This window comes from Vibrio sp. J2-4 (genome assembly GCF_021728155.1).
Lineage (GTDB): Bacteria > Pseudomonadota > Gammaproteobacteria > Enterobacterales > Vibrionaceae > Vibrio > Vibrio diabolicus.
Genome location: NZ_JAKKCN010000001.1, coordinates 1,122,282 through 1,134,406, shown reverse-complemented (window position 1 = coordinate 1,134,406; position 12,125 = coordinate 1,122,282). Strand labels below are relative to the sequence as shown.

The 12,125-nt window shown below is 42.8% G+C and carries 7 protein-coding genes; all 7 read left to right on the top strand.

Annotated features, from left to right (window positions below):
• Positions 1-51: 51 nt before the first annotated feature.
• The 7 genes from L3V32_RS05175 (at position 52) to L3V32_RS05145 (ending at position 12,120) form a co-directional block, all read left to right on the top strand.
• Positions 52-270: a DUF2835 domain-containing protein gene (locus L3V32_RS05175; RefSeq protein WP_046876238.1), complete on the top strand. Its 219-nt coding sequence runs from the start codon at positions 52-54 to the stop codon at positions 268-270.
• Positions 271-471: 201 nt separating this feature from the next.
• On the top strand, positions 472-5,313 hold the full coding sequence (locus L3V32_RS05170) for an NAD-glutamate dehydrogenase (protein WP_104974092.1): 4,842 nt from the start codon (positions 472-474) through the stop codon (positions 5,311-5,313).
• A gap of 314 nt (positions 5,314-5,627) precedes the next feature.
• Positions 5,628-6,638 carry a quinone-dependent dihydroorotate dehydrogenase gene (gene pyrD, locus L3V32_RS05165; RefSeq protein WP_237283925.1) on the top strand — a complete coding sequence of 337 codons (1,011 nt, stop codon included), beginning with the start codon at positions 5,628-5,630 and terminating at the stop codon, positions 6,636-6,638.
• Between the two features lie 169 nt (positions 6,639-6,807).
• A complete protein-coding gene (locus tag L3V32_RS05160; RefSeq protein ID WP_005396505.1) occupies positions 6,808-7,350 on the top strand; it encodes a cell division protein ZapC in 543 nt (180 codons plus the stop codon).
• A 488-nt stretch (positions 7,351-7,838) separates the two neighbouring features.
• The gene (rlmKL, locus tag L3V32_RS05155; RefSeq protein WP_005396504.1) at positions 7,839-9,959 is read left to right on the top strand and encodes a bifunctional 23S rRNA (guanine(2069)-N(7))-methyltransferase RlmK/23S rRNA (guanine(2445)-N(2))-methyltransferase RlmL; all 2,121 of its coding nucleotides are present in this window, start codon (positions 7,839-7,841) and stop codon (positions 9,957-9,959) included.
• Positions 9,960-9,980: 21 nt separating this feature from the next.
• On the top strand, positions 9,981-10,223 hold the full coding sequence (locus L3V32_RS05150) for a glutaredoxin family protein (protein WP_074190119.1): 243 nt from the start codon (positions 9,981-9,983) through the stop codon (positions 10,221-10,223).
• Positions 10,201-12,120 carry an ABC transporter ATP-binding protein gene (locus L3V32_RS05145; protein WP_145474017.1) on the top strand — a complete coding sequence of 640 codons (1,920 nt, stop codon included), beginning with the start codon at positions 10,201-10,203 and terminating at the stop codon, positions 12,118-12,120. The genes L3V32_RS05150 and L3V32_RS05145 overlap by 23 nt, the downstream gene beginning before the upstream one ends.
• Positions 12,121-12,125 lie beyond the last annotated feature (5 nt).

Below are 12,125 nucleotides of genomic sequence, written 5' to 3'. Positions count from 1 at the left end.
AGGGTGGTCATTAAGGCCACCTTATTGTTTATGTCACTTAGTTTTTACTTCATGAACTATTACTACTTCAACCTCAACATTTCATATCAAACGTTTTTATCCCATTATTCTGGCGCGGCAAGTGTTGTTCAAGTCGTCACACATAACGGTTTACGTTTGCAGTTACCCGCAGCACGATTTAGACCATTTCTTAGTCAATTAGGCATTAAAGGCCAGTTTAGACTAACAACTGACCAAAATAATAAGTTTCTTAAGTTAGAAACTCTGTGATGTATTGTATTTGCAGAGAGTTAAATAGGAATCTTAGTCACAGAATCGGACATTTCACCTCTTACCACCACGATTAGTTGTTAAACATTTGTAATTATGCTTTTACAATGGGCACATGCATTACCTATGCTTAGTTTCTAAGGTAACAACCTAGCTACTAAGTCCCCCTACAAAACAACAATTCTAATGTGGAGTGTGAATATGACCGCGCGTGAAAATGTAGTGCCGGTTCTGCTTGAAAAAGTTTACCAACTGATTCAAGACAAACTCGAGCTTTCTCACCAAACGCTTGTAACTAAACTTGCTCAACACTTATTCAGTAACATTGCTGATGATGACCTGATTCAGCGAAACGAATCCGATCTTTATGGTGCTGTCGTCAGCCTTTGGCACCATATCAATGAAAAAAAACCAGAAGAGATTTCGGTACGAGTATTTAACCCGACCGTAAGTCGTCAAGGCTGGCAATCCACACACACAATCGTAGAAATTGTTGTTCCAGATAGTCCATTCTTAGTGGACTCAGTCAAAATGGCTTTAGCGCGTTTGGATCTTGTTTGCCACTTAATGTTAAACAACCCAACACAGATACAGCGTGATAAAAAAGGCCAAGTTACCGACGTAAACGGTGAGGGTGGTGTTCTTCAATCACTGTTCCATATCGAGGTAGACCGCCTTACTAGTAAAGAAGAGATGCAAGCGCTTAAAGAAGAGCTGTTAAAAATTCTATCTGACACTCGTTTAGTCGTTGATGACTGGAAGCAAATGGTTGATAAGCTTAAGCTTGTGACTGATGAACTTGAGAAAAATAAAGATCGTGTTTCTATCCAAACGGATCGTATGGACGAAACGATCGCATTTCTTCGTTGGCTAGAAGATCATAACTTTACCTTTATGGGTTACAAAGATTATGACTTAGAAGAAGTCAATGGTGATACCGAGCTTGTTCCTGCTAAAGAAAAAGGACTTGGTCTATTTGCTGATGACAAGCGTGTGCGTAGCGTCAAGCTATCTGAGCTTTCAGATTCAGCGCGGTTAGAAGCGAAAAAGCCATACGCTCTGATCATCACAAAAGGTAACAAAGCATCTCGTATTCACCGTCCAGCTTATACTGATTACATCGGTATTAAGAAGTTTGATGAAAACGGTAAAGTAATAGGTGAGCATCGCTTTACTGGTCTATATACCTCTGCCGTGTATAACCAAGCGGTACAAAGCATCCCTCTGATCCGTGAAAAAGTGGACCGTATCCTTGAAGCGAGCGGATATCGTCACGGATCGTATTCATACAAAGCATTGCACAATATCTTAGAAAACTACCCACGCGATGAACTACTTCAAGCAAATGAAGAAGAGCTGCTTGAGGTGGGTATGGGTGTTGTACAAATGCAAGATCGTGACCTACTGCGTTTATTTGTTCGTAAGGACCCATTTGGTCGTTTCTTTAGCTGCATGGTTTATGTCACTAAAGATCGTTACAACACAGAGTTACGTCGTCAAACTCAACGCATTCTTAAGCAGTACTTTGGTTGCGAGCAAGAGGTTGAATTTACAACGTTCTTCTCAGAAAGCCCACTAGCGAGAACACATTACATTGTTCGTGTAGACAATAACAACATTGACGTAGACGTGAAAAAGATCGAGCAAAACCTAATGGAAGTTTCTACCTCTTGGGATGACAGACTAAAAGAATCCATCATTGCTAACTTTGGTGAAAGCAAAGGCCTTCCTCTTTCAAAAGAATACATGAGTGCGTTCCCTCGCTCATATAAAGAGGACATGATGCCAGGTTCTGCGGTTGCAGATATTGAACGCTTAGAAGCGTTAAGTGATGATAATAAACTTGGCATGTTGTTCTACCGACCTCAAGAAGAGGGGGCGGATTCAAAAGCTGTTCGCTTGAAGTTATACCACCGCGATGAGCCAATCCATCTTTCTGACGTAATGCCAATGCTTGAAAACCTTGGCTTACGAGTGATCGGTGAATCACCGTATGAGATCGAGAAAAATAACGGACAGACATTCTGGATCCTTGATTTCTCTATGCTGCATAAGAGCGAGAAAACGGTTGATCTTCGTGAGGCTCGTGATCGTTTCCAACAAGCATTTGCCGCAATTTGGGCGGGCAACCTTGAAAGTGATGGTTTTAACCGATTGGTACTAGGTGCGTCGCTATCTGGGCGTGAGATTTCCATTCTTCGTGCTTATGCTCGATACATGCGCCAAGTCGGTTTCCCATTCAGTCAACAATACATCGAAGACACGCTAAGCCACTACCCAGACTTAGCAACAGGTCTAGTCAAGCTGTTCACCAAGCGATTCGATCCGAAACACAAAGGCAGTGAAAAAGGCCAAAACGATCTGATTAAAAAGCTAACAGAGCAGTTGGATCGTGTAGAGAGCTTGGATGATGATCGTATTATTCGTCGTTACATCGACATGATCATGGCGACACTTCGTACTAACTACTATCAATTAGACGAAAGCAAGCAACCTAAGCCTTGGTTATCTTTGAAAATGAAACCGAGCGATATTCCAGAGATTCCGCAGCCTGTACCCGCGTTCGAGATCTTTGTGTACGCACCAGATATTGAGGGTGTTCACCTTCGTGGCGGAAAAGTGGCTCGTGGTGGTTTACGTTGGTCAGACCGTCAAGAAGATTTCCGTACAGAGATTCTTGGTCTCGTAAAAGCTCAGCAAGTTAAGAACACCGTTATCGTACCTGTGGGTGCAAAAGGCGGCTTTGTTTGTAAACGCCAGCCATCTCTCACAACCCGTGATGAGATCTTTGCTGAAGGCCAACGTTGTTACAAACGATTTATTCGTGCGCTACTTGATGTATCGGATAACATCATTGAAGGTGAAGTTGTGCCACCACAGAACGTTGTGCGCCATGACGAAGATGACCCATACCTAGTAGTGGCGGCAGATAAAGGCACAGCAACATTCTCAGACCTAGCGAACTCTGTTTCTGCAGAGTACAACTTCTGGTTAGGTGACGCATTCGCTTCAGGTGGTTCTAATGGTTACGACCACAAAGCGATGGGTATCACTGCAAAAGGTGGTTGGGAATCTGTTAAGCGTCACTTCCGTGAAATGGGCATCAACTGCCAGACCACTGACTTTACCGCAATCGGTGTAGGTGATATGGCAGGTGACGTGTTCGGTAACGGTATGCTGTTATCGAAGCACATTCGATTGCAAGCTGCCTTTAACCACATGCACATCTTTATTGATCCAAATCCAGATTCAGCCACCAGCTGGGAAGAGCGTAACCGCTTGTTTAATCTGCCAAGATCAAGCTGGGAAGATTACAATAAAGATTTGATCTCTCAAGGTGGTGGCATCTTCTCTCGTCGATCAAAATCGATCCAGTTGACACCAGAAATTCAGAAAATGTTAGGTACTAAGAAAGCATCTTTAGCGCCTAATGATCTGATTAAGATGATCTTGAAAATGAAAGTCGATCTGCTTTGGAATGGTGGTATCGGCACTTACGTTAAAGCCTCGACAGAAACTCATACGGATGTTGGTGACCGCGCTAACGACATGCTGCGCATTGACGGCCGTGACTTAAGAGCAAAAGTAGTTGGCGAAGGCGGTAACTTGGGTATGACTCAGCTTGGTCGTATTGAATACGCACTGACTGGCGGCCGAGTGAACACAGACTTCGTTGATAACGTGGGTGGCGTTGACTGTTCGGATAATGAAGTCAACATCAAGATCTTCCTTAATGGACTGGTTTCAAATGGCGATCTTACGGTTAAGCAACGTAACCAAATTCTAGAGTCTATGGAAGACGAAGTGGGTGAAATTGTATTAGATGATGCTTACCGTCAGTCGGAGTCGATCTCTGTGACTGAACAGCAAGGTGTTGGCATTGTTAAGGAACAAATTCGATTCATCCATACCATGGAAAAAGCAGGGTACTTGGATCGTGCTCTCGAATACATCCCTGATGATGAAACGCTAATCGAGCGTGAAAAACAGGGACTAGGTCTGACTCGCCCTGAGCTATCAGTGTTAGTTGCCTACGGTAAAATGGTACTTAAACAGCAACTTGTTACGGATGAAATCGCGAATGATGAATTCCATGCGAAACAGCTTGTTGAATATTTCCCAAGTGCGTTACGACGTAACTATAAAGATCAAATGGTTAATCACCCACTGCGAGCTGAAATTATCGCTACAGCATTGGCTAACCAGATGGTTAATGAAATGGGCTGTAATTTCGTCACTCGTTTGCAAGAAGAAACCGGTGCAAGTGTTGTCGATGTTGCAAACGCATACAGTGCGGCTCGTGAAATTTTCGATCTAGAAGCAATTCTTAAGCAGACTCGTGAACTCGATAATATCGCCACAGCTCAAGCTCAGTACGAAATCATGTTTTATGTTCGTCGAGCACTACGTCGAATTGCACGTTGGTTGCTTCGCAACCGCAGTGGTAAATGCACAGTTGGTGAGCTGATTGCTATCTACAAGCAAGATGTCAATGTTATCACTGAAACCTTAGACACTATGCTGGTTGAGTCTGAAGTAGAAGAACACAATGAACTTGCTCAAGGGTGGATTGAGAAAGGGGTAGAAGAGAAACTTGCACATCAAGTCGCTCGTTTATCCAGCTTACAATCTGCACTGGATATCTCATCAGTGGCGAGTGAAACAGGTAAAACGGTTGAGCAAGCATCGAAGCTCTACTTTAACTTAGGTGACCGTTTGTCGTTACACTGGTTCTTGAAGCAAATTAACAGCCAAGCCGTTGATAATAACTGGCAGGCACTGGCAAGAGCTGCATTCCGAGAAGATCTGGACTGGCAACAACGTCAACTTACGGCTCAGGTATTAAATTGCGGCTGTGCAACGGAAGAGCTAGACGTGATGAAAGCGTTAGAAGATTGGATGGAAACTAACGAGCAATCACTGCACCGTTGGGAAAGCATCTTGAATGAGTTCAAAGTTGGCTCTGTCCACGAATTTGCTAAGTTTTCTGTAGCACTTCGAGAATTAGTACTCTTGAATCTCAACTGTTCGTCGAAAGAGTAGATGAGTTAGTCAAATTGTAAGTAAAAGCCTCGTTATTTAGCGAGGCTTTTTTGTTGCTCATCTTTTCTATTATAGCGCCGAGTGAGTTACAGCGTAACGGCGCGGGGAAGTTAAAATAGGCTGAAATCGATTGCTTTAGGGTGGTTAGTTATAAATTTTATTGTTGAAATCTTACTCTAATTGTTTGTTTTATATTTGAAAATATTAGAAAGATATAGGTTTTTACTTAATACATTCATTTTCATTGAATTACGATGAAAAACAGTAAATAATATTGTCCCGTTTATACGGGGCTTTTTTCTTTCGGAGGCACAATGCTTTACCGTCTAGCCAGAACTGGCTTTTTCCAACTCGATGCCGAGAAGGCACACGATCTTGCAATCAAGAACTTCCAACGCTTTAACGGCACACCACTTGATCTCTTCTACCGCCAACAATTACCAACTCGTCCAGTTGAGTGTATGGGACTAACATTCCGTAACCCAGTAGGTCTTGCGGCTGGCTTAGATAAAAACGGTGAATGCATTGAAGCATTTGATGCCATGGGCTTTGGCTTTGTCGAAGTTGGCACAGTAACACCTCGTCCGCAACCAGGGAATGATAAACCACGCTTATTTCGCTTAGTCGAAGCTGAAGGTATCATCAATCGCATGGGCTTTAACAACCTAGGCGTTGATAATTTGGTCGAGAATGTAAAGCAAGCAAAATTCAACTGTGTTCTCGGAATTAATATTGGTAAAAACAAAGACACACCAATTGAGAAAGGGGCAGAGGACTACCTGATTTGTATGGAGAAAGTGTATGAGTACGCAGGCTACATTGCGGTTAATATCTCATCACCAAACACTCCGGGTCTTCGTTCACTTCAATATGGTGAAGCGCTTGATGAACTACTTTCTGAATTAAAAGCGAAACAAGCGGAACTTTCAGAGAAATACAACAAATACGTTCCGCTAGCATTAAAAATTGCGCCTGATTTGAGTGACGAAGAAATCTGCCAAATCTGCGATTCTTTATTGAAAAACAATTTAGATGGTGTGATCGCGACTAACACAACTCTGGATCGCACGATCGTAGAAGGAATGAAACACGCCAATGAGGCAGGTGGTTTAAGTGGTCGCCCTGTGCAATCACGCTCTACGGAAGTCGTACGTAAGCTTCATGAAGAGCTAGGAGACAAACTTCCAATTATCGGTGTTGGTGGTGTGGATTCCTATGTTGCAGCCAAAGAAAAGCTGATGGCAGGCGCTAAACTTGTTCAAGTCTACACCGGCTTTATTTACCACGGCCCAGGCCTAGTACGTGATATTGTTAAGAACCTTTAACATACACATCAAAAACCACTGAAAAATCAGTAGCTATTACATAAAAAAAGAGGACTTTGTTTCCTCTTTTTTTTTATCCGTTCGTTTGTAAAATTTAAAAATCACGAGTAGGTAATTAAGCGTCTTACCTCTTTACCACTGATTTAACTAGTCAAGAGAGAACGGAATAATGCTTAAACCCAGCGACAAATGGAATTGGTATTTTGACGAGCAAAAAGCTTGCTTAATGCTGGATCTGGGGGAGGAAATGATTTTCCAAACCAATTTATCCCGAAAATTGTTGGTTAACTGTGCCTTCTCAAACAATGAATTTACCGTTGATGACGCCAGTGCATTCCAAACGTTTAATGAACGTATTCGATGCCTCGACATCAGCGAATACCGCCAAGCTGAGTTAACACTGTATTGTGTTGCTGCAAAGCGCTTTCATAAACCTGTACAGCCTAAAAGCTGGTTCTTTGACGCACAGTCCTCAGGTTACGAGCCTGAAGAAGGGGACATGGTCTTTCTAACAAACCAATATTCTGATGGCATGTTCATCGTGTTAGAACCAGGCGAGACGTCGAGCTTATGTGCTTATGTTAACCAAGAAGCGTTTGTGCTTGATGGCAATAAGGCGCTTCAGTTTGGGCAGCCGATTAAAGTAATGCATGACCGCATGGCTTGTGCAAATCACCTCTTTGCAATAACCCCTATGGCAATGGTGGGATAAACCTGTTTAATTTTTTCTTTATTTCGTTCCTTTGTTTGCATTAGTCGACCTCGTTAGGTCGATTTTTTTTGTCCTTTCCTTTGATACTAGAGCCCCATCAGCCATGAAACTGTATGTTTTCTATGCATGCAAACATGAAGCTGGTCACTTTTATTTTACTTATTTCAATCTGATGACTCCCTTAACTAGGCAACCTAGCGCTTAAAATGACCCCATTTATTCCCCTATAAGGAAAAAATGTAAGTAACTTACATCAATAACTTTGCCTTGGTATATACCAAAATTAATGTAAATAAGTATTCACTTCTTTTCAAGGGGACATAATTTCGTTCGTGAATAAAAAACACTCAAATTGAAGATGTTGAAAGTTTCAGATCATTTTGTTGGTGATGATTTGAACTAACAGGTGGGGAAATTCCTTTAAAAACGAGGCATTGATCGTAAAGTCAGGTATAATTGAAGCCATTTTTTATCAGCGAAAGAACACTATGAATCAATATCTCGCGGTAACTTCAAATGGCATGGAAAATTTGCTTGTTGAAGAACTGACTAAACTAGGCATTGAAAATGCGAAACCAGTACAGGCAGGCGTAAAATTTAAAGCGACAAACGAACAGGTTTATCGCTGTTGTTTGTGGAGCCGTTTAGCGTCTCGATTTGTACGTGTTTTATCTGAGTTCACGTGTAACAACGACATGGACTTGTATTTATCTACATCTGCTATTAACTGGGTTAACCAATTTCATAGCTCTAAACGTTTTGTCGTGGACTTTAACGGCACAAACCGTGAGATCAGAAATAGCCAGTACGGTGCGATGAAAGTCAAAGATGGCATCGTAGATTGCTTTGAAAATAAAGGTTTGCCGCGTCCCAACATCAGTAAAGAACGCCCAGATGTTCGTATTCACGTTCGTTTGCATAAAGATAAAGCGTTGCTTGGGATAGATATGGTAGGCAGTGGTTTGCATCAACGTGGCTACCGACCAGAATCGGGTCGTGCCCCGTTACGTGAAACGCTTGCTTCTGCGATTATCATGCGTTGTGGCTGGGATGGGCATCAACCATTACTCGATCCAATGTGCGGTTCTGGTACTTTGCTTATTGAAGCTGCGATGATGGCTGCCAACATGGCTCCTGGCGTTAAGCGAAAGCAATGGGGTTTCGAAGTGTTGGAAGACTTTGAACCAGAGACTTGGGCAGAGATTAAATCAGAGGCTAATGTTCAAGCTAGACGAGGTGTCAAGAAAGTTGACGCTAAGTTTTTTGGCTTCGATAACGACCCTAAAGTATTAAAAGTTGCTCAAGAAAACGCGCGCAGAGCAGGCGTTGAAGAATTGATTGAGTTCGCACAAGGTGATGCTGCAACCATTACTCGTCCTGCAGGATTCGAACACGGTGTTATCGTTTCAAACCCACCTTACGGTGAACGTCTAGGAACTGAGCCGGGGCTAATTGCGCTCTACACCGCATTTGGTGGACAGCTAAAATCTGAGTTTGGTGGATGCAAAGCCTCTATCTTCTCGAGTTCAGACGAGCTGCTGAGCTGTCTTCGTATGCGTGCTGATAAACAATTTAAATTGAATAATGGTGCGTTACCTTGTCACCAAAAGAACTACAGTATTGCAGAGCGCAGTGCTGATGAAGTGAAGGGTGCTGATACTAATGTTCAAATCGCACCAGATTTTTCAAATCGTTTAAAGAAAAACATTGGCAAGATTGGCAAGTGGGCTCGTAAAGAGAAGCTTGATTGCTACCGAATCTATGACGCTGATCTTCCTGAATACAATGTGGCGATAGACGTATACGGCGATCAAATCGTAATTCAAGAGTATGCTGCGCCAAAAAACATTCCAGAAGAAAAAGCAAAACGTCGCCTAACGGATATCATTCGTGCAACGATTCAGGTGACAGGTGTAGAGGCGAACAAAGTAGTACTTAAAGTTCGTGAAAAGCAGAAGGGTCGCAGCCAATACCAAAAATTAGGTCAGGTGTCAGAGACGCTTGAAGTAAACGAGTACGGTGTGAAGCTGATCGTAAACCTTCATGACTATCTAGACACTGGCTTGTTCTTGGATCATAAGATCACTCGTCGTCGCTTAGGTGAAATGGCGCAAGGTAAAGATTTCTTAAACTTGTTTGCATATACTGGGAGTGCGACGGTTCACGCAGCGGTTGGTGGCGCTCGTTCCACAACGACTATTGATATGTCAAATACCTACTTGAACTGGGCGAAAGACAATATGCAGCTTAACGGCTGTGTAGGACGTCAGCATCGCTATGAACAAGCAGACTGTTTGCAATGGCTAGAAAACGCGAAAGGTGAGTACGACTTGATCTTTATTGATCCACCTACGTTCTCTAACTCTAAGCGTATGGAAACATCATTCGACGTACAACGTGACCACATTAAACTGATGAAGAATCTTAAACGTTTACTAAGAAGTGAAGGCACTATCGTATTCTCGAATAACAAGCGCCACTTCAAGATGGATGAAGAGTCGCTGGCCGAACTTGGTTTGAAGGCTCAGAATATTTCTTCTCAAACGTTACCATTAGATTTTGCGCGTAATAAACAGATTCATAACTGTTGGCTAGTAACGCACGCGTAGTATAAACAAAAGGATTAATACGTGCTGATATTGTATAGCACGGAGGGATGCCATCTTTGTGAGATGGCATTTGCTCTAGTAGACCAAATTGGTTTGGCCGAGCAAACAGATATCATTGATATTGCGTTCGATGATGCACTGTTTTCTCGTTACGGCGTCACAATACCCGTATTAAAGTATCAAGATTCTGAGTTGAACTGGCCGTTTGACTTAGAACAACTCACACATTGGTTGGATAATAATGGCATTACTTACCATTCATAACGCACAACTTGCATTTGGTGACCACCCATTACTGGACAAAGCGGAGTTCGCTCTTCAAGAAAACGAACGCGTTTGTTTAGTGGGTCGCAACGGAGCAGGTAAGTCCACGTTAATGAAAGTGCTTGCCGGCGACATTTTGTTGGACGACGGCAAGATTCAAATCACTCAAGACGTCGTTGTTTCTCGACTTGAACAAGATCCACCGCGTAATCAAGAGGGTACGGTTTACGAATACGTATCTGGCGGTTTGGCTGAAATCGGCGAACAACTGAAGATCTATCACGATCTTCTCGATCTTGTTGCTCAAGACCCGAGTGAGAAAAACATCAACCGTTTAGCCAAGGTTCAAGAGCAGCTTGACCATTCTAATGCTTGGCGTTTTGATGACCGTGTTAAGAACGTACTTGGTGCTTTAAAACTAAGTCCAGAAACTAAACTGACCGATTTATCCGGTGGTTGGCAACGTAAAGCCGCTTTAGCTCGCGCGCTGGTTTGTGACCCTGATGTATTACTTCTTGATGAGCCAACAAACCATCTTGATGTAACAACTATCGAATGGTTAGAGAACTTCTTAAAAGACTTCAAAGGCTCGATCATCTTTATTTCTCACGACCGTGCGTTCATCAAATCAATGGCAACACGCATTGTTGATTTAGATCGCGGGCAATTAGCTTCTTTCCCAGGTGATTACGACAACTACCTAGAAGAAAAAGAAGAGATGCTCCGCGTTGAAGAAATGCAGAATGCTGAATTCGACAAAAAGCTTGCTCAAGAGGAAGTTTGGATTCGGCAGGGCATTAAAGCACGCCGAACTCGAAATGAAGGTCGTGTACGCGCATTGAAGAAACTTCGTGAAGAGCGTCGCGATCGCCGGGATGTCCAAGGCAAAGTTAACCTTAATATCGATGATGCTTCACGTTCAGGGAAAATTGTATTTGAAGCAGAAAACATATCTTTTGCTTACGAAGGCAAGACAATCGTCGACAACTTTAGCTTTAACATTATGCGCGGTGACCGTATTGCACTTATCGGACCAAATGGCTGCGGTAAGAGTACGGTACTTAAATTGCTATTAGGGCAATTGGAAGCGCAGTCTGGTCGTTTACACTGCGGAACAAAATTAGAAGTCGCGTACTTTGATCAGTACCGAGAGATTTTGGATCCAGAAAAGACAGTGATCGATAACTTAGCGGATGGGAAACAAGAAGTAATGGTTGGGGGACGTCAGCGTCATGCGCTGAGTTATCTTCAAGACTTCTTATTTGCACCTAAGCGCGCAAGGACTCCGGTTAAGGCACTCTCTGGTGGTGAGAAAAACCGATTACTGCTAGCTCGTATCTTGTTGAAACCAAACAACTTACTTATTCTTGATGAACCAACCAACGATTTGGATATCGAAACGTTGGAACTTTTAGAAGAAATGCTTGCCAACTATCAGGGCACGTTGCTTTTAGTTAGCCACGACCGAGAGTTTGTTGATAATACCGTTACCACAAGCTGGATCTTCGAAGGAAACGGAGTGATTGAAGAGTTTGTTGGTGGTTATCACGATGCAAGACAGCAGCGTGAGCAGGTATTGGCGGTTCGTCAAGCGGTTGAAAAGCCAGCGAAAAAAGAAAAAGTGGTTGAGGAAACTCCCAAAACAACTCAACCTAAGAACAACTCGAAGAAGTTATCGTATAAGCTGCAAAGAGAATTAGAAGCTCTACCAGCTAAACTAGAACAATTAGAGTCGGATATCGAGAGCCTTCAGGAGCAAGTGAACGATCCAGAGTTCTTTGCTAAACCTGTAGAGCAAACTCAGCCGGTATTGGAACAGCTTGCTGCACTAGAGCAGGAGTTGGAAATCGCATTCGAGAGATGGGAAGAACTCGAAGCAATGCAACAGGATAGTTAAGAATT